Raw genomic sequence first — 18,429 nt, 5'->3', positions numbered from 1 at the left:
CGGGCGCGGCGGCGGGCGAGGACGCCGGCGCGACCTGGACCGGGCGGCCGCTCGCCGACCTGCTGCACGACGGATCGGCGATCCTGACGACTCTGAAAGGAATGAAGGCCGGGGTGCGGATCGCGCCAACCTGCATCCTTGTTTCCGCAGGCCCGGACCGGGTGCGACGCGCGACCTTCCGCGCCTTCGTCCTGCCGCAGATGGCGCCCGCCGTGTCCTGCGCCATTTCCTACGACGGCCCGGCCTTCGCCGTCGCTGATCTTGAAACCCGCCCCCTGATGGACCCGGATGCGTTCCTGGCCGATGCGACACGGGTGCTGGAAGCCAACCCCGACCTGGCCCTGTCCTTTTTGGACATACAGGGGATGGAGAACGTCGGCGACGATGTGGTTGATCGGCTGAAGCGGCGCATCGAGGCCACCCTGCAATCGGCCGCCGTACAGGGTTCGGGGGCCGCCCAGTTGACGGCTGTGCGCTTCGCCCTGTTGCGTCCCGCCAATGACCGCCGCGACATCGCTGCGGAGATCGTCGAGGCCGGCCGCGCCGAAGGTCTGTCGCTGGGGGCCGAGGCGTTCAACTCGCCCGTGCCGCCCGGTTCGGATTCACTGTGCGTGCTGCGCGCCATGCGGTTCGCCATCGAGGGCTGTCTGAAGGGCGATGGCCTGGCCAATCCCCAGATCGCCTTCGCGGATTCGCTGAAACGCACCTTCCGCGACGCCGAAACCTTCCGCAGCGTGGTGAAGTCGCGCGAATTCCAGGTCCACTATCAGCCCATCGTCCATCTGGACTCCCGGGCCGTCCATCACTTCGAGGCCCTGGCGCGGTTCAAGGGCAACAGCGGCCCGGCCGACGCCATCCGCATGGCGGAAGAGTTGGACCTCATCGAATCTTTCGACCTGGCCGTCGCCGAGAAGGTGCTGAAACGAATGCGCCAGCCCGGCGCCGGCCTGCTGAAGATGGCGATCAACGTCTCGGGCGCCTCTCTGGGAGACGACACCTATGTCGAACAACTGCTGCGGATGACGGCCGGCGCGCCGGAAGAGCGGCGGCGGTTGATGGTGGAAGTCACCGAAACCTCGGCTGTCGCCGACATCGAGGCCGCAAACCGTCGTTTGGCCGGTCTGCGAGAGGCGGGCATCAAGGTCTGCATCGACGACTTCGGCGCTGGGGCCGCCGCCTTCGACTATCTGCGCAAGCTGGCGGTGGACGCGGTCAAGATCGACGGCGCCATCGTCAAGGACATCCAGACCGAAGATCGGTCCAAGACCCTGCTGCACACCATCGTGGACATGTGCCGGTCCATGAAGCTGGAAACCATAGGCGAGATGATCGAGACCGACGCCGTGGCCGCAGAGCTGAGATCGGCGGGCGTGGACTATGGTCAAGGCTGGCTGTTCGGCCGCGCCGAGGCCGAGCCGCGCACCCAATTGACCACCCCGAATCTTGTCCGCCGACGCGGTACGGTCGAAGCCTGGGGCTGATGCGCCGGGTCAAAGGCTGATCGTCCGCCCGATGTTCAGCGCGGCCAGAAAGTCAGGGTCGTGGCTGACCACCAGCATGGCCCCGTCATAGGCGTTCAGCGCCTCCTCGACCGCTGCGATAGACTCCAGATCGAGATGGTTCGTCGGCTCGTCCAGCACCAGCAGTTGCGGCGGCTCACCTCCTGTCAGGACGCAGGCCAGGGCCGCCCTCAACCGTTCGCCACCCGACAGTTCGCCGATACGCCGGTGCGCCGCCGTGTTCCGAAACAGAAAGCGCGCCAGGGCGGCATGGGCGTCATTGTCCGATCCGCCGGGGTTCAGGCGTCGCCACGCCGCGATCAGGGTTTCGTCCGGCCGCAGCAGGGCCGCCTCCTGGTCCAGCATGACTGCGCGAACAGGCCGTTCGACTGAACCCTCGGTCGGTTCAAGATCGCCCACGATCAGCCGCAGCAGCGTCGTCTTGCCCGATCCGTTGGCCCCGGCGATCGCCACACGCTCCGGCCCGACGACCCTCAGGTCGATCGGCCCGACGATCCGCCTGCCCTGCGGCGTCGCCCAAGCCGCCTGCTCCAGCGCCAGCACCGTCCGCCCTGCGGCCAGCCTGGTCGTGGGCATCGGAATCGACAGCGTGCGCGTCCGTTCCACCCGCTCCCGCGCCGCCATCAAGGCGGCCTGCGCCTCCTCTGCCTGACGGGTCGCCAGCAGCCGGTCGCGCCCCCCGCTGTTCTCGGCCCGCTCGGCGCGGGCGCCAAGCAGGATTCTGGGCATGTCGCCCTTGGCCGCCTTGCGCCGCCCCGCCGCGTCGCGCCTCGCCTTGGTTTCGGCCCGCCTCTGCGCTTCAGCCCCGACGCGCGCAATGTCGCGTTCAGCCTCTTCCAGCCCTCGCGCCGCAGCTTCTCGCTCGGCCGTCTTGCGCTGGACATAGAGGTCGTAACCGCCGCCGTAGCTGGCGACGCCCAGGCTCGACACCTCCAGAATGCGGTCCATCCGACGCAGCAGGTTTCGGTCATGACTGACCACCACGACCCCGCCGCCCCAGCGTCCGATCACATCGGCGACGAGCGCGCGCGCCTCCGCATCCAGATGGTTGGTCGGCTCATCCAGCAGGATCAAATCAGGCCGAGCCAACATCAGGCCCGCCAATCGCAACCTCGTCCGCTCGCCCCCGCTGAGATCCGCCGTCAAACGATCCAGCGGCAGGCCCGCCAACCCAACGGCGTCGAGCGCCTCGCCTGCGCGTGTTTCCAGCGTCCAGTCGGCATTCGCCAGATCGCGCTCGCTCCCCTCACCGGCCAGGATGCGCGCCACGACAGTCATGGGATGCTCGACGCCCAGTGTCTGGACAACCGTTTCGCCCGGCGCAGGATCGTAACGCTGATGAAGCGCGCCGACCGTGCCGGAACGCGCCACCGCGCCCTCGCCCGGCGCAATCTCGCCCGTGATCAGACGCAGCAGCGTGCTCTTGCCCGCGCCGTTGCGACCGACGACGCCGGTGCGCTCAGGCCCGAACGTCAGGCTCAGATTGTCGAAAAGTAAGGCGCCCTCAGACGTCCGTGCGGCGACCTTGTCGAACGTCGCGAACGCGGACGGGGACCCGCTTGGGCTTTGGCGATTTGGCATGAAGGATCACGAGCAGCATGGCGGACAGGGCGGAACCGGTTGCCAGTGCGATGATCATGGTCTTCAGGCCTTCTGCAAAAACGCTTCAGAACACGGAGGATGGGTCCAGATCGGACGATACGCAAGCCCGACGACGAACACGGCCGCGTGAGCCGGGGCGGAACGTCCAGTGGCCAAGCCCGATCCGACGCCCTATCTGATTCTGATGCCCAGACCGTTCCGCATCGACGATCCCGCCGGCGCCGAAGCCCGCCGCGCGGCTGCCGTCCAGCGTCTGCGGGACGAGACCGGCATAGACGAGGCCATGATCGACGACCTGGTCGAGGGGTTCTACGCCCGCGTCCGCGACGACCGCCTGGTCGGCCCCATCTTCGCCGCCCGCATCACGGATTGGGGACCGCACTTGGCGCAGATGAAGCTGTTCTGGTCGTCCGTGGCCCTATCGACCGGCGTCTATCAGGGCCGGCCCATGCCCAAACACCTGCCGCTGCCGATCGACGCTCGCCACTTCGACCGCTGGCTGGAGCTGTTCGTGGAGACGGCGCATACGCTTTGCCCGCCCGTCGCCGCCGCCCATTTCACCGAACGCGCCCGCCGCATCGCCGAAAGCCTGGAACTGGGCGTCGCCACCGCCAGCGGCGTGATTCTGGCCAAGGGCCAGCGGTTCATCCGCAAGGCCGAAGCCTGGACGCCGGAATAGGCTCCGCGATGTTGCCATATTGTTCTTGCTGAAATCCGCGAATTGATCCCCATATAGCGTCGTCGCGCCGGAGCCGTCCGGCCCTCCCCGCGTTCCCGGATTCCATGACCGAAAAGCACAACTTCATCCGCGTTCGCGGCGCCCGTGAGCACAATCTCAAAGGCGTGGACCTAGATATTCCGCGCGAACAGCTGGTGGTGATGACCGGCCTGTCGGGCTCGGGCAAATCCTCTCTGGCGTTCGACACCATCTACGCAGAAGGCCAGCGTCGCTATGTCGAGAGCCTGTCGGCCTATGCGCGCCAGTTCCTGGAACTGATGGGCAAGCCGGACGTGGACCTGATCGAGGGTCTGTCACCGGCCATCTCCATCGAACAGAAGACCACCTCCAAGAACCCGCGCTCGACTGTCGGCACGGTGACCGAGATCCACGACTATATGCGTCTGCTGTGGGCGCGTGTCGGCGTCCCCTATTCGCCCGCCACCGGCCTGCCGATCGAAAGCCAGACCATCAGCCAGATGGTCGACAAGCTGACCGCTCTGCCCGATGGCGAGCGCATCCTGCTGCTGGCCCCCGTCGTGCGCGGCCGCAAGGGCGAATACAAGAAAGAGATCGCCGAGTGGCAGCGCCAGGGCTTTCAGCGCCTAAAGATCGACGGCCAGTTCTACCCCATCGACGAAGCCCCGACGCTGGACAAGAAGTTCAAGCACGACATCGACATCGTGGTGGACCGGATCGTCACAAAGCCGGATCAGGAAGGCCGCTACGCCGACAGTCTGCAGACCGCGCTGGGCCTGGCGGACGGCGTCGCCAACGCCGAGTGGGCGTCCACGAACGAGGGCGAAACCGCGCCTCGGACCATCCTGTTCTCGGAACGGTTCGCCTGCCCGGTGTCCGGCTTCACGATCTCCGAGATCGAGCCCCGCCTGTTCTCGTTCAACAACCCGTTCGGCGCCTGTCCGGTGTGCGACGGTCTGGGCGTCAAACTGGCCTTCGACGCCGATCTGGTCATCCCGGACCGCGACAAAACCCTGCACGCCGGGGCGGTCGCGCCGTGGTCGCGCGGGCCTTCGCCCCTTTATACCCAGACGCTGCAGTCGCTGAGCCGCCACTACGGCTTCTCGATGGACAAGCCTTGGCGCGAACTGCCGGCCCAGGCGCACAAGGCGATCCTGTACGGAACCGGCTCCGAGAAGATCAAGTTCGTCTACGACGACAACGCCCGCAAATATGAGGTGTCCAAGCCGTTCGAGGGCGTCCTGCCGAACCTGGAACGCCGCTGGCGCGAAACCGACAGCGCCTGGGTGCGCGAGGAACTGGGCCGCTATCAGTCCGAAACCCCATGCGACGCCTGCCACGGCAAGCGCCTGAAGCCCGAGGCCCTTGCGGTCAAGGTCGGGGGCGAGGATATCGCCGACATCTCCACGCTGTCGATCTCCAAGGCCTATCTGTGGTTCTCGACCATCGAGGAAAGCCTGACGGACAAACAGGTCGAGATCGCCCGGCGGATTCTGAAGGAAATCTGCGACCGGCTGCGGTTCCTGAACAATGTCGGCCTCGACTATCTGAATATGTCGCGCGCATCCGGCACCCTGTCGGGCGGCGAGAGCCAGCGCATCCGTCTGGCGTCGCAGATCGGTTCTGGCCTGACCGGCGTTCTGTACGTGCTGGACGAACCCTCCATCGGCCTGCACCAGCGCGACAACACCCGCCTGCTGGAAAGCCTGAAAGGCCTACGTGACCTGGGCAACTCCGTGCTGGTGGTCGAACACGACGAAGAGGCCATTTTGACCGCCGACTATGTCATCGACATGGGGCCGGCCGCCGGCGTCCACGGCGGCACGGTCTGCGCCGAGGGCACGCCGGCCGAGGTCATGGCCAACCCCAACTCCCTGACCGGCAAATATCTGACCGGCGAGCGGGAAATCGAAATCCCCGCGGACGGCCGCCGCCCCATCGACCGCAAGCGGATGCTGAAGATCAGCGGCGCGACCGGCAATAACCTGAAGAATGTCACCGGTGAAATCCCGGTCGGCGTCTTCACCTGCATCACCGGCGTCTCGGGCGGGGGCAAGTCGACCTTCACCATCGAGACCCTGTACAAGGCCGCCGCGCGCCGCCTGAACAATGCGTCCGAAGCCCCCGCCCCCTTCGACCGGATCGAGGGGCTGGAGCATTTCGACAAGGTCATCGACATCGACCAGTCGCCCATCGGCCGCACCCCGCGCTCCAACCCCGCCACCTACACCGGCGCCTTCGGGCCGATCCGCGACTGGTATGCGGGCCTGCCGGAATCCAAGGCGCGCGGCTACGGGCCGGGCCGGTTCAGCTTCAACGTCAAGGGCGGGCGCTGCGAGGCGTGTCAGGGCGACGGCGTCATCAAGATCGAGATGCACTTCCTGCCCGACGTCCATGTCACCTGCGACGTCTGCAAGGGCAAACGCTACAACCGCGAGACGCTGGAGATCGTGTTCAAGGGCAAGTCCATCTCGGACGTGCTGGACATGACGGTCGAAGAGGCCGCCAGCTTCTTCAAGGCCGTGCCGCCGATCCGCGACAAGATGCTGACGCTGGAGCGGGTGGGCCTGGGCTACGTCAAGGTGGGCCAGCCCGCCACCACCCTGTCGGGCGGCGAGGCCCAACGGGTCAAACTGTCCAAGGAACTGTCGAAACGCGCCACGGGCCGCACCCTGTATATCCTCGACGAGCCGACCACCGGCCTGCATTTCGAGGACACCCGCAAACTGCTCGAGGTGCTTCAGGAACTGGTCGAGGCGGGCAACACCATCGTGGTGATCGAGCACAATCTCGATGTCATCAAGGTTGCGGACTATCTGCTCGACTTCGGTCCCGAAGGCGGCGACGGCGGCGGCGAGATCGTCGCGGTCGGCACGCCCGAACAGGTCGCCGACAATACCGCCAGCTGGACTGGCAAATACCTCAAGGAGGTGCTGGACCGGCACGAGAACCGCCGCAAGGCCCGCGTCGCGGCGCTGGGCGGCGACGCCAAACCGCCGCGCAAGAAGGCCAAGGCGTCAGCCTGATCCGATCAGACGGTCCTCCTCGCTCCTGCGAGGAGGACAGGTCGACAGTCAGCGGCCCTTCAACGCCCGGATCCCCTGCCAGGCGGCCGAGAACGGCGCGTAGAGGACAGCCAGTTGCAGGGCCGACAGGAAGGCGTTGACGATCGAGGACAGCAGCAGCGCGGGCCAGGCGTTGGCCAGAACCTGAACCAACCCCATGTCCGCATAACGCGACAGGCTCTGCATACCGCCCGTCACCAGATCGGCCGCCGCCCCGATGATCATGCCGAGGATGCTGACGATCAGGGACATGATGACGGCGATCACCGCCATGCCCAGCAGCGCCCAGAAATGCCCCTTGGTGGCCGAGAAGGATTCCAGAATCACGATCTTGCGGCGATCCACCGTCATCGGCACGGCTAAGCTGAACTTGACCGCCAGCCAGACGACCAGGGCGAAGGCGGCGAAGATCAGAAGTACACCGACCAGGATCAGCAGCGGCTGGCCCGAGGCGGCGCCGAAGCCGATCGCGGCGCCGACCAGACTCATGGCCAGGCCGGACGCCAGCCCGACGATCACGGTGATGGCCAGGGTGACGACCAGGACCCGCACTTCGTCCATGCCGAGCCGCAGATAGCCCCAGCGCGATTCCTCCGGCCGCAAAACCGACCGGGCCACGGCGGCGCTCAGCACCGTCCCGATGACGATGCCCAGGGGCGCCGCCAGCATGAAGGCGCTGGCGTAGATCGGGCCCAGGGCCTGAAGGTCGGCCATGGACGGATTGGCCGACTGTTCCAACGCCTCGCCGGCGGCCATCAGAGCCGCCCATTTGTCCGCGCCGAAGCCGAACATGACGACGTACAACAGCAGATAGGTCAGGCCCCAGGCCAGGGCGACGACCGGATGACGGCGAACGACCCGGAAGCCTTCGAAGGCCGCGTCGGTGGCGGAAAAACTCATGACAACTCCGGGTGCAGATTCGTCTTCACCCTAGCGCATACGGCAACCGGCGTCCCCTGGTCTGCGGAAGCTGGTCGGCATCAGCTACCCGACTGAATGGTCCAGTCCGCGATCTGAGTGTTGATGTCGCGCGTGGCGGTGTCGAAGGCGGCGACGATGGCCGAGACGCGGTTCTCGCCGGCCGGCTGGGTGACGGTGAAGACCCGCTCGACCGAACGCCCCTGCTCGGGCCGGATGGCTGTGCCGCCAGCCTGACGCTCGGGCGTCGAGCGCAGCTGGGCGCGGGCGGTGACCACGACATCCGGCGCGGCGCCCGCCGCGGCGTAGCGCGCCTCGAATGTCGTCACCCTGACCTGAAGCACCAAAGGCGGCGTGCCGGGCTCGCGCCGACCCAGCACGCGGATGCGGTCGGCGCGGTTGGCGAAGGCGGCCTTGAGGCTGTCGTCGAACAGGGTCGAGGCGGGCGAGACCCAGCGCGCGCCGCCGATATAGGCGGTCTCCAACCCCGTGACGCCCAGGATGCGGTCGTCGCCGGCCGCCTCCGGGAACTCGATCCGACGAATGGAGACGGTCAGCGGCGCGGGGGCGTCGCCTATGGTTGACGGCGCCTCCATCGGCAGGCCGAAGCGGTAGTTTTGCACCGGGTCCGGCGTGGACAGCAGCGAACAGCCGCCCAGCGCCGCCAGGACGGCGACGCCCGCCGCGAGGCGCTGGCCGGAACGAACGACGGGACGGTTGATCACGGCTGAACCTCCAGCTCTTTGGATTGGGGACGCCCGATGAAGTCACGCGGGCTGGCGCGAACCTGATCGATCAGGGATTGCAGCGACCGGGTCGCGTCCTGCAACTCCTCGATCGTGCCGGTCAGCTGCGGCAGGCTGGACGTCGCGAAGTCGCCCAAGGGCCGCTCCAGACCGCTGATCGAGCGGTTGGCCGAGGCGATGGCCGTGCGGGCCTCCGCCGTCGCCTGATTGATGTTGGCGATGGCCTGACGACCGTCGGTGTTGATGATCTGACGCGTATCGACAGCCAGCGCCTGATATTCCTTCACGGCGGCGTTGGCGTTGGTCACGGCCTCTTCCAACTGCTGGAAGATGGCCTTGCGGGCTTCAAGCTCGGTCGTCAGGGCCTCGACGTTCTTCACGCTGGTCGAGAAGCTGCGGATGTTGTCGTCGGACATGACGCGGTTGATCCGGTTCAGCGCGTCCACCGTCTGCGCCAGCACCGTGCCCGATCCGCTGAGCAGTTCGGCGATGGGCGACGGCTGGCTTTGCAGAACGGGCACGACATTGTCGGGATACTGGTCCCTCAGCAGCGCGCTGTTGGGCGAGCCGGCGGTGATCTGGATATAATTTAGGCCGGTGATCCCCTGCGGCTCCAGCTGGGCGCGCGAGGTGACGCGGACCGGCGTCGTGCCGTCTACGCGGACGCGGGCGATGACCTGATCGCCCCGCTTGGTGTCGATGTTCAGATCGGTCACCTCGCCGACGCGAATGCCGTTGAAATGGACCTCTCCGCCCTCCGACAGCCCGTTCACCGGCCCATAGAAGACGATGTCATAGAGGTCGTAGTCGCGGTTGAACTGCAGCCGGGCCAGCCAGATGGTGAACACCGCCAGCGCCGCAAGAAGGCAGACGGTGGCGATCCCAACGGCGGCGTAATGTGCGTCTCGTTCCATGCTCGGCTCTCCTCAGGCCGCCGTCTTGGTGGCTGCGCGACCGCGCGGCCCCAGGAAGTATTCCTTGATCCACGGATGGTCGGAGTGTTCCAACTCCTGCACCGTGGCCTTTTCGACCACCCGCTTGTCGGCCAGGACCGCGACCTTGTCGCAGATGGCGTAGAGGGTATCGAGATCGTGGGTGATCATGAAGACCGACAGGCCCAGGTCGTCGGCCAGCTGACGGATCAGATCGTCGAAGGCCGCCGCACCGATGGGATCCAGCCCGGCCGTCGGCTCGTCCAGGAAGACCAGCTCCGGGTCCAGCGCCAAAGCGCGGGCCAGGCCGGCGCGCTTCTTCATGCCGCCCGAAAGTTCGGCGGGCTTCAGATAGTGGTGCTCGGGCTTCAGACCGACCATGGCGATCTTCAACTCGGCCAGTTCGTAGATCACCGACTTGGGCAGTTTGGTGTGTTCGACCAGGGGCGAGGCCACGTTCTCCAACACCGTCAACGACGAAAACAGGGCGCCCTGCTGGAACAGCACGCCGGTCCGGCGCTCGATGTCGGCGGCCTGTGCGTCGGTAAGGTCAGCGCGGTCATAGCCCAGCACCTTGACCGATCCGCCCTCGGGTTCCTTCAGGCCGATGATGGTGTTCAGCAAGACCGTCTTGCCGGCTCCCGATCCACCGACCACGCCCATGACCTCGCCCCGTTGCAGGTCGAGGTCCAGGTTCTCGTGGATGGTGCGCTCGCCGAACTGGCTCAGCAGGCCGCGCACCTCGATCAGGTGCTCGGGTTCGGATTTTGCAGACGTGCTGTCGGTCATATGTTCAGCTCAAGGAAGATCAGAGCGAACACGGCGTCCAGCAGGATGATGGCGAAGATGGCCTGAACCACGGCCGCCGTCACGCGGCGTCCCAGGCTTTCGACATCGCCGGCGACCGACATGCCCTGGCGACAGCCGATGGCGGCGATGACCAGGGCGAAGACGGGCGCCTTCACCAGCCCCACCATCATGTGCTGGGCCATGCTGCCGTCCTCGACCAGGCGCTGGAAGAAGAAGGAGGGGCCCAGGTTCAGGGAACTCCAACACACCACCAGCCCGCCGACAAGCCCGCCGATCATGCCCATGAAGGTCAGCAGAGGCAGCATCAGCACCAGGGCCGCTACGCGCGGCACCACCAGGGCCTGGAACGGATTGACGCCCATGACCTGCATGGCGTCGACCTCCTGATTCATCCGCATGGAGCCGATCTCGGCGGCGAAGGCGGACGAGGAGCGGCCGGCCAGCAACACCGAGGCGATCACCACGGCGAACTCGCGGAACATGGCCACGCCGATCAGTTGCACCGCAAAGACCTGGGCGCCGAAGTCGGTCAGCAGATCGACGCCGATGAAGGCCACCACCGCCCCGATGAAGAAGTTGGTGATCATCACGATCGGGATGGCGTCCAGCCCCGCCCGCTCGGCCTGGCTGACCCAGGCGGGCCAGCGGATGCCGCCGGGACGGCGCACAGCCTCCACCACGGCCGCCATCAGCCGGCCCAGGAAGGTCAGCGAAAGCATGGCCTCGCCGCCGAAGTCATAGACCCCGCGACCGATCTTGGCGAAGGTCCGTACAAAGGCGCTGGGCCGTTTCGGGGCCGGGGAGCTCTTGCGCTCCAGCACCTCGATCATGTGATAGATGCGGCCGGCCTCCGGCCGCTCCTTCCACTGGCTCTTGGACAGCCGCCCGCTGGACGCCTGGACCAGGGCCAGGGCGCCGGCGGTGTCGAACCGGCCCAGATCGGACGTGTCGATGCTGGCGATCTCGCGCCCTTCCAGGTCGCGGCTCAGCTGGGTCGGCAAGCGGCCGAGCGCGGTCGTGGTCCAGTCGCCGGTCAGGCGCAGCCTCGCCGCGCCGTCCGTCTCCACGATCTCGTATTGCGCCTGGTTCATTGGACCTCGAACGACAGGTCGGACATCGCGATCATCCCCTGGCGGCCCGTCAAGGCAGCCGAAATCCCTGCCGCGCTAATGGTCAAGGCGACATCCGATGTCAACGCGCGATGACATTCACGCAAATGATTGTCGCTGAACCGTGTCGCGGCCGCCTCCCCCAAGGATCGTTTCGCCAAACAGTCACGCTGGCGTGGATGCCAAACGCGGCCGAACGGGATTCGTTCTCTGTTTCAGTCCATACGCGCGCGAACGGCGATCAGATCATCCATGAACAGCCGACGCGCTGCGGCCTTCGCCGCCGCATCAGGCAGGCGGAGCAGATAGGAGGGGTGGACGGTCAGCATGGCGGTCGCGCCGTCCGGCAGCGCCAAAGGGGCGCCCCGTTCGCTCATGATCGCAGGCTTTCGACCCAGTACGGCCAGCCCCGCCGTGGCCCCCAGCGCCAGAACGATCTTCGGCTTGATCAGCCTACGCTCGGCGTCCAGCCACCAGCGGCAGGCCTGGACCTCTCCGGCGTTGGGCGTCTTGTGCAGACGGCGCTTGCCGCGCGGCTCGTGCTTGAAGTGTTTGACCGCGTTGGTGACATAGACGTCGGATCGGTCGATCCCAGCCTCCTCCAGGGCGACGTCCAGCACCTCGCCCGCCGGTCCGACGAAGGGGCGGCCCGCCAGATCCTCCTGATCGCCCGGCTGTTCGCCGACGATCATCAGCCGCGCCGTCTTTGGCCCCTCGCCGCACACGCCCTGGGTCGCATCGCGATACAAGGGACAACGGCGGCAGGCGTGAACGCCCTCGGCCACTTCGGCCAAAGTGTCGGGAACCGCCTCGACGTCGGGACGTCCAGCGTGCAGATCGGGCGCGAGAGCGCGGACGAAGCGGGGGTTCGGAGATGGGGCGGGCGCGGCGACCATGGCCTCGGTTCGAACAGACGAGGCGGCGACCAGTTCCGGGATCAGCGCGGCCTCCGGCAGGTTCTTCCAATAGCCCTTGGCCATCTCGCCCTGCATGGTCTTCACCTTCAGTCGGGCCGGATTGAAGGTCGAGGCATAGTAGGTCTTCCAGAAATCCTCGATCTCGTCCTCGGCCGGGGCCATGTCGCGCGTCGCGGGCGGGCCGAACCGCAGGTTCTCGCCATCCCAAAAGGCCGAACCGTCCGGCGTCAGGATGGACCAGCGCATGGTCGTGAACCGCCGCTGGAAGAAGGGGGCGGTTTTCTCCAGCACGCGGTGCGGCGGCTCGAACCAGGCCATCCAGGCTTCGCCCTGATCGTCATGGACCTGCCGAAAGCGCACGAAGGCCTTCATCTTGTGTGAGGCGCGGCTGACGTTCTTGGCCCGCTCCAGCGCATCGGCCACGTCGCGGTCGGAGATCACCCGGATCAGATCGGGTTCATCCCTTAGCCGCCATAACAGCCGATACATCAGATCGAACCGATCCTCGGAGCGGTGCAGGATGACGTTCTCCGCCAGTTCGACAAAGGCCTTTGGCACGGTGAACTCGGCCTCAACCAGCGCGCCCATGTCGTCGGTGTCAGCGGCGCTATCGAACAACCCGCCCTGCCCGGCCCCGCCCGCGACCTGGAAACGCGCCGCAGCCGGCTCCACGCCCGCCAGTCGGAACGCCCGCGCCGCCTTGCGCCAGCCGTCGAAATCCGTCTCGCCATCCAGCGTTGCGACCGGCATCAGAACAGGCTCAACTGTTCCGGCGCCCGGCCGCCCACCTGCGTCTTCAGATCGGCGGCGTCGGTCAATGCGCCGGGGGTCCAATCCAGCGCCGTGATGAAGGGCCGCACCTTGGCGACCGAGCGCGTCAGCCGCCCGACATCCTCCAACCGCAGCGTGCGATATCGTCGGACCGACACGATCCGGTCCACCGCCTTCACACCCAGCCCCGGCACGCGCAGCAGCATTTCGCGCGGCGCGCGGTTCACATCGACGGGGAACTGCTCTCGCTTGTTCAGCGCCCAGGCTAGTTTGGGATCGACGGCCAAATCCAGCATTCCGCCCGCCGCCCCCTCCCCGATCTCCGGGGCCGAAAAGCCGTAGAACCGCATCAACCAGTCGGCCTGATACAGCCGATGCTCGCGCATCAGCGGCGGCTTCGACAAAGGCAGGATCGCGCTGGAATCCGGGATGGGGCTGAAGGCGGAATAATAGACCCGGCGCAGGCCATATCCGCCGTAAAGCGAGGCGCTGCGATCCAGGATTTCCGTATCCGGCGCCCCATCCGCGCCGATGATCAACTGGGTGCTCTGGCCGCCCGGCGCGAATTTGGGCGGCTTGATCTTGTCCCGCTTGCCGGGCTTGGCCGCCTCGACGCCCAGACGCACCTGCCCCATCGCCTTCTTGATGACCCCGACATCCTTCTGCGGAGCCAGGCGGGCCAGCGCCTCGTCACGCGGCAGTTCGATATTGGCTGACAGCCGGTCGGCGTACAGGCCCGCCATCTCGACCAGACGCGGATCGGCCTCGGGGATCAGCTTCAGATGAATGTAGCCCCGAAAGTCGTGGACTTCACGTAGGGTCTTGGCGACCAGGACCAACTGTTCCATCGTATAGTCGCTGTTGCGGATAACGCCCGACGACAGGAAAAGACCTTCGATATAGTTGCGCTTGTAGAAGTTCAGCGTCAGGTCGACCACTTCGTCCACATCGAACCGCGCCCGCTCAACGTTCGACGACGCACGATTGATGCAATAGGCGCAGTCGTAGATGCAGAAGTTGGTCAGCAGTATCTTCAGCAGGCTGATGCAGCGTCCATCCGGCGTATAGGCGTGGCAGATGCCCATGCCTTCGGTCGAGCCGATCCCCTTGCCTCCGACGGAGTTCCGCTTCGACGTGCCGGACGACGAACACGAGGCGTCATATTTCGCCGCATCGGCCAGCACCGACAGTTTCCGACGAAGATCGAGACGCGCCATGGTTCATGGTATGTTCCAACGGCCTATCAAGTCCAGCGTAGCCGTTTCTTTTTTGATTTCAGAGGGATCAGCGCAGCAGATCGAGCAGCGAGGTGTTCCGCAGCGTATTGATGACCTGGGCCGACGCCTGGATCGCGACCTGCGCCTGCTGCAGGTCGGTTATGGCCCGGGCGGGATCGTATCCCGTCTTGTCCTGCATCAGCTTTTGCAGGGCCGTCTGCTGGCCCTGCTGCGAATCCAGCGCCGCCTCGACATGGTTCTGCATCAGGCCGTTCTTGGCGGTCTGGTTGGTCAGGCCGGTATTAGCCTTGTCCAGTTCGGCCAGTTGCGCCTTCAGGAAGGCGGTGACATCGGCGTTGGGTTGGCCGGTCAGGGTTCCGGCGCCTGCCGGCGTATAGGTCACGCCGCTCACCGTCACCGCATTGCCGTTCTGGAATGCCTGGATGTTGCGGAACACCTCGGTCAGCGGGCCGCCGATCTCGCTGGCCAGAAAGCCGGTCTCCAACGTCGTCTTTTCGTCGATGCGCGACTTCTGCTTCAAGGTGTCGTTGGCGAAGGTCGAGGCGGTCGAGGTCGCCGTCGCCAGATCGGCCATGGTGGCGGCGGTCGCCGGCGCGACATCGCCCTGGCCGCCCGCAAACAGATACGATCCGTGATATTGGGCGTTCAGTCCGCTCTGAACGGTCTGATAATGCAGACCCAGTTCGGTCATCAGATTGGTTATGCTGCCCGCCGCCAGGCTGTTGGCGATGGCTTCGCGCGCGCCGGTTCCGCCCTCGTAGACGCTGCTCATAGCCAGATCCTGCGCGCTCAATCGTGCGGCGACCGTCTCGCCGGTGCTTATGAAGCCGTCCAGTCGCGCCTGGGTCGAGGTCAGGCTGGTCAGTTGTTCGGCGCCCCGGCCATAGCCGGCCATGTCGATGGCGATCTTTTCGCTGTCGATCCGCTCCTGCGCCTGCTGGGCGCGGCTTTGCGCGGTCATCAGGCTGAGCAGGGCCGACTGGAAGTTGCCGTTGGTGGAGACGCGGGTCATCGCAGGATTCCGATCAGGACGTCGTACATGTCCTTGCTCGCCTGGATCAGGCGGGCCGAGGCGTTATAGGCTTGTTGGAAGGTGGTCATATTGACCAGTTCCTCGTCCATATTGACGCCCTGAGCCGAGGCGCGGCGGCTGTCCGCCTCCTTGGACAGGGCGGCGGCCGTCTCGCTGCGGGTCTTGGCGGCCGAGGCCTTGCCGCCGATGTCGCCGGCGAAATCCGCCGCATAGGCCGACAGGGTCTTGGTTCCGCCCAGGCTGCCGCCCGCCGCCCCGAAGGCGACGCTGCGCTTTCCGACGTCGCCCAGGGCCAGACCGCCGCGACCGTCGCTCTTGCTCAGCGCCGGCGTGCCCGTGGCGGCCGACAGGTTCAGCTGCGCCAGCGCCAGCTTGCCGGGATCCTGCTGGATGTCGCTGCGAACGCTGTAGGCGCCGGCCCGCGTTGCGCCCGTGGCGCCCAGGCCGAACAGCTGGGAGATGGACACGCCGGAGGGATCCTGCGTCGTGCCGTCCGTGACGATGCTCATCGTCGTGGCGGCGGGATCATACGCCTTGAACGCCAGCTTGCCCGCCGCATCCAGGCTGAAGGCGCCGAAGCGGCCGACGCCGGTGATGGGATCGTTCAATGCGCCCAGCAGTTCGCCCATCGTGCCGGTCCCGGCCGGGACGGACACGGTGACGTCGCGCTGTCGCGCGCCGGATTCGCCGGCGAAGCGGAAGGTCAGGCTCTCGCCCGCATCGAAACCGTGCTGTGACGACAGGGTGAGGCCCGTCTCGTAGAAAGTCGGGGTGGTGGTCGAGACTAAATCGTTCAGCCCGAACCAATGCGAGAAGCCGCGCCCGCCCTTGCTGCTGGGCGAGGTCGCATCGTCGGCGATGGCCACGCCGTTCCCGCCCGCGCCGTCCAGTTGCAACCGACCGTCGGCGAAGCTGGCCGTGACCGTCCCGCCCATCTGGGCGTTCAACACGCCGAGGAAGGTGGAGGGATCGGCGGCGGCGCCGTTGATCGTCATCGTCGCGCCCGAAAAGACGATCTGGGCCGAGGCCTGAACCACGCCGGCGGCGTTGACGGCCGTGATGGTGGTCGCGCCCGCAAAGCCGGTCAGCGCGTTCTGCAACGACTGGCCCGTATTGCGGCCGCTCAGTGTGGTCGGCGCGGGCAGGCTGCTGTTGGTGTTGTGGGCGCGGTTCAGTTCGTCGGCCAGCTTGGCCGTCAGTTCGCCCAGACGCGCGGCGGCGGCCGGCGCATCCACGTCGCGCATCTCGATCAGCCCGCGAATCTGACCCGACGACACGCCGTCCAGCAACGGCCAGCGGGTGCCGCTGGGTTCGGTGATCATGATGTCGGAAAAGGCCGTGGTCGCATCGACCGTCCCGGCGACCTGATAGGACACGGTCGCGTGGCCTTCGCCCACCAAGGTCGTGCCGGCATTGGTGCGCAGGGTCACGCCGCCGTTCGACCGGGGCTCGACCTTCACGTCCAGATATTTGGACAGTTCGTTGATCAGACCCAGCTGGGCGTTCTGCGCGCCCGTCACGTCCTGATTGGCGACCGACCCGCCGGCGATGGTCTTGTTCAACTTGTCGATCTGTTCCAGCAGCGGATTGATCGTCTCGACCGCGCCTTGCAGCCGGCTGTCCGCCTCCTGACGTGCGGACTGGATCTGGGCGGCGATGCCCGTCGCCTGATTGAACAACGACTGGGTCTTGTAGATCGTGTCCTGGCGTGCGGCCGACGATGTCGGCGTTTCGGCCAGCGCGGCATAGCTGGCGAACAGCTTGTCGACCTGGGCGAAGAAGTTGGCGTCGCTGCTGGGATCGCCGAACGGCGTCTGGATCTGGCCGTATAGTTCGGCGCGCACGCCCTGACGGGCCGCGTCGGCGCCCGCGCTGAGCCCCGCCGCCTTCAGAAACCGATCGGTGGCCAGACGGACGCGGGCGATGTCCACGCCCGAGCCGTATCCATTGGTGACGGCGGAGGACTGATCGGCGACCTTGCGGACATAGCCGGGGGTGTCGACATTGGCGATGTTGTCGGCGGTGACGCGCAACTGCGACTGGGCGGTCTTCATGCCCGAGGTCGCGATGTTCATGATCGAGTTCAGCGACATGGACGCATCTCCCCCGCCCTACCCGGCAAGCCCTGCACGGCCACGCGCAGTTCTTGCCCAGCCACACCCCGGCGACGCCCGATCAGAGCGTTGTTTTTCAAAAGGTTCGTGGATTGGCCATCCGTCATGATCGACCAGACGCGCAAACGTCGGGCCAGTTTGCCGATGAGACCACACGTCGGACGGCCACCTTTTGCGCTTCGTTCGCGACAGCCGGGCAAAAAGTGGCGATAGCGCGGCAATAATCGACCGTCGGCCGTCTGCACGGCGATCAGCCGCCGCGCCACACCCTTGTTTTATTTGGATCATTTGTCTGGCCCGCGCCTTGCGTTCGGAGGGACAGAACCTTGGGCGCAGCAGGCGCCGTCGCATCCGCCCTCGAAAGCCGCCCCTCGACCATGTCGATCGTCCCCACCCTGTTCGCCCCTGCCGCGCCGGTTTCGACCGGAACGTCGGCGGCTGCGTCGGGTGCGTCTTCGGACGCCGACCTGTTCTCGAACAAGATCGCCGCACAGACAGCCGAGGACAGGCCCGCCCGCCCGGCGCAGGCGACGGTCCGGCGTCTGGTCGCAGAAACGACGCCAAGCGCCGACGACCCCGCCTCGATAGAGACGCCGGGCAAACGCGACGAATTCGGCGTCCTCAAGTCCACCACGAGCGCCGAAGACCAAGCCGAAGCCGCCCAGCAGGACGACGCGACCGACAAGTCCGAAGACAACGCGGCTTCCACGGCGGCCTTCAGCATTGTCGTCCAACAGACGGCGGTAGCGCAGGCTCCGCCGGAGCAGCAGGCTTTCACGGCGACCGCAAGCGACGTGATGGCGGATCAGGCGCCGCAGCCGACATCGGTCGAGAAGGCCGCAGACACGGCTTCCCACCCCGCTGGTGCTTCCCCTGTGCCGCAGGAAAACGGGCTGACGGCGAGCGCAGCCTCGACGCCGACCTTAGCCGCGGCCCCTGCCCCTGCCCCTGCCCCTG

The 18,429-nt window shown here is 66.5% G+C and carries 14 protein-coding genes; 4 read left to right on the top strand and 10 right to left on the bottom strand.

The window, feature by feature from the left end:
* A partial coding sequence (locus RTU05_RS12090; RefSeq protein WP_312598580.1) for an EAL domain-containing protein occupies positions 1 to 1,481 on the top strand: 1,481 nt, incomplete at its 5' end.
* 9 nt (positions 1,482 to 1,490) lie between these two features.
* Here RTU05_RS12090 and RTU05_RS12085 read toward each other — a convergent pair.
* Positions 1,491 to 3,101, bottom strand: coding sequence for an ABC-F family ATP-binding cassette domain-containing protein (locus tag RTU05_RS12085; protein ID WP_312598579.1), 1,611 nt, complete (start codon positions 3,099 to 3,101; stop codon positions 1,491 to 1,493).
* A gap of 169 nt (positions 3,102 to 3,270) precedes the next feature.
* On the opposite strand from RTU05_RS12085, the gene RTU05_RS12080 reads away from it, so the two are divergent.
* Both RTU05_RS12080 and uvrA read left to right on the top strand, forming a co-directional pair.
* A complete protein-coding gene (locus RTU05_RS12080) occupies positions 3,271 to 3,801 on the top strand; it encodes a group III truncated hemoglobin (protein WP_312598578.1) in 531 nt (176 codons plus the stop codon).
* Positions 3,802 to 3,905: 104 nt separating this feature from the next.
* Positions 3,906 to 6,845, top strand: a complete 2,940-nt coding sequence (uvrA, locus tag RTU05_RS12075) for an excinuclease ABC subunit UvrA (protein ID WP_312598577.1) — start codon at positions 3,906 to 3,908, stop codon at positions 6,843 to 6,845.
* 48 nt (positions 6,846 to 6,893) lie between these two features.
* Here the strand turns inward: uvrA and RTU05_RS12070 are convergent, their stop codons facing one another.
* From RTU05_RS12070 to flgK, 9 genes are all read right to left on the bottom strand, one after another.
* Positions 6,894 to 7,784, bottom strand: a complete 891-nt coding sequence (locus RTU05_RS12070) for a hypothetical protein (RefSeq protein WP_312598575.1) — start codon at positions 7,782 to 7,784, stop codon at positions 6,894 to 6,896.
* 80 nt (positions 7,785 to 7,864) lie between these two features.
* Positions 7,865 to 8,527 carry an ABC-type transport auxiliary lipoprotein family protein gene (locus tag RTU05_RS12065; RefSeq protein WP_312598574.1) on the bottom strand — a complete coding sequence of 221 codons (663 nt, stop codon included), beginning with the start codon at positions 8,525 to 8,527 and terminating at the stop codon, positions 7,865 to 7,867.
* Positions 8,524 to 9,462 (bottom strand): MlaD family protein, encoded by a 939-nt coding sequence (locus RTU05_RS12060; protein ID WP_312598572.1) that lies wholly within the window; start codon positions 9,460 to 9,462, stop codon positions 8,524 to 8,526. Before RTU05_RS12060 ends, RTU05_RS12065 begins: the two co-directional genes overlap by 4 nt.
* Before the next feature lie 12 nt (positions 9,463 to 9,474).
* Complete coding sequence (locus tag RTU05_RS12055) at positions 9,475 to 10,269, bottom strand: ABC transporter ATP-binding protein (protein WP_312598570.1); 795 nt, start codon at positions 10,267 to 10,269, stop codon at positions 9,475 to 9,477.
* A complete protein-coding gene (locus RTU05_RS12050) occupies positions 10,266 to 11,381 on the bottom strand; it encodes an ABC transporter permease (RefSeq protein ID WP_312598568.1) in 1,116 nt (371 codons plus the stop codon). Before RTU05_RS12050 ends, RTU05_RS12055 begins: the two co-directional genes overlap by 4 nt.
* A 233-nt stretch (positions 11,382 to 11,614) precedes the next feature.
* Positions 11,615 to 13,066 (bottom strand): UdgX family uracil-DNA binding protein, encoded by a 1,452-nt coding sequence (locus RTU05_RS12045; RefSeq protein WP_312598566.1) that lies wholly within the window; start codon positions 13,064 to 13,066, stop codon positions 11,615 to 11,617.
* Positions 13,066 to 14,304 carry a putative DNA modification/repair radical SAM protein gene (locus RTU05_RS12040; protein ID WP_312598564.1) on the bottom strand — a complete coding sequence of 413 codons (1,239 nt, stop codon included), beginning with the start codon at positions 14,302 to 14,304 and terminating at the stop codon, positions 13,066 to 13,068. Before RTU05_RS12040 ends, RTU05_RS12045 begins: the two co-directional genes overlap by 1 nt.
* A 67-nt stretch (positions 14,305 to 14,371) precedes the next feature.
* Positions 14,372 to 15,337, bottom strand: coding sequence for a flagellin (locus tag RTU05_RS12035; protein ID WP_312598562.1), 966 nt, complete (start codon positions 15,335 to 15,337; stop codon positions 14,372 to 14,374).
* The gene (gene flgK, locus RTU05_RS12030; protein WP_312598560.1) at positions 15,334 to 17,451 is read right to left on the bottom strand and encodes a flagellar hook-associated protein FlgK; all 2,118 of its coding nucleotides are present in this window, start codon (positions 17,449 to 17,451) and stop codon (positions 15,334 to 15,336) included. The genes RTU05_RS12035 and flgK overlap by 4 nt, the downstream gene beginning before the upstream one ends.
* A 398-nt stretch (positions 17,452 to 17,849) precedes the next feature.
* On the opposite strand from flgK, the gene RTU05_RS12025 reads away from it, so the two are divergent.
* Positions 17,850 to 18,429 (top strand): hypothetical protein (locus RTU05_RS12025; protein WP_312598558.1); only part of this gene is annotated, 580 nt, incomplete at its 3' end.

The organism is Brevundimonas sp., from assembly GCF_032017145.1.
In the GTDB taxonomy this organism is placed as follows: Bacteria; Pseudomonadota; Alphaproteobacteria; order Caulobacterales; family Caulobacteraceae; genus Brevundimonas.
Note: the sequence above shows the minus strand (reverse complement) of the source record. Positions and strands in the feature narration are given on the sequence as shown.

Excerpts from the sequence above, each read along its gene's own strand:
- RTU05_RS12085 (WP_312598579.1), bottom strand. The coding sequence starts at position 3,101 with ATGCCAAATCGCCAAAGCCCAAGCGGGTCCCCGTCCGCGTTCGCGACG.
- uvrA (WP_312598577.1), top strand. The coding sequence starts at position 3,906 with ATGACCGAAAAGCACAACTTCATCCGCGTTCGCGGCGCCCGTGAGCAC.
- RTU05_RS12070 (WP_312598575.1), bottom strand. The coding sequence starts at position 7,784 with ATGAGTTTTTCCGCCACCGACGCGGCCTTCGAAGGCTTCCGGGTCGTT.
- RTU05_RS12060 (WP_312598572.1), bottom strand. The coding sequence starts at position 9,462 with ATGGAACGAGACGCACATTACGCCGCCGTTGGGATCGCCACCGTCTGC.
- RTU05_RS12055 (WP_312598570.1), bottom strand. The coding sequence starts at position 10,269 with ATGACCGACAGCACGTCTGCAAAATCCGAACCCGAGCACCTGATCGAG.
- RTU05_RS12050 (WP_312598568.1), bottom strand. The coding sequence starts at position 11,381 with ATGAACCAGGCGCAATACGAGATCGTGGAGACGGACGGCGCGGCGAGG.
- RTU05_RS12045 (WP_312598566.1), bottom strand. The coding sequence starts at position 13,066 with ATGCCGGTCGCAACGCTGGATGGCGAGACGGATTTCGACGGCTGGCGC.
- RTU05_RS12040 (WP_312598564.1), bottom strand. The coding sequence starts at position 14,304 with ATGGCGCGTCTCGATCTTCGTCGGAAACTGTCGGTGCTGGCCGATGCG.
- RTU05_RS12035 (WP_312598562.1), bottom strand. The coding sequence starts at position 15,337 with ATGACCCGCGTCTCCACCAACGGCAACTTCCAGTCGGCCCTGCTCAGC.
- flgK (WP_312598560.1), bottom strand. The coding sequence starts at position 17,451 with ATGTCGCTGAACTCGATCATGAACATCGCGACCTCGGGCATGAAGACC.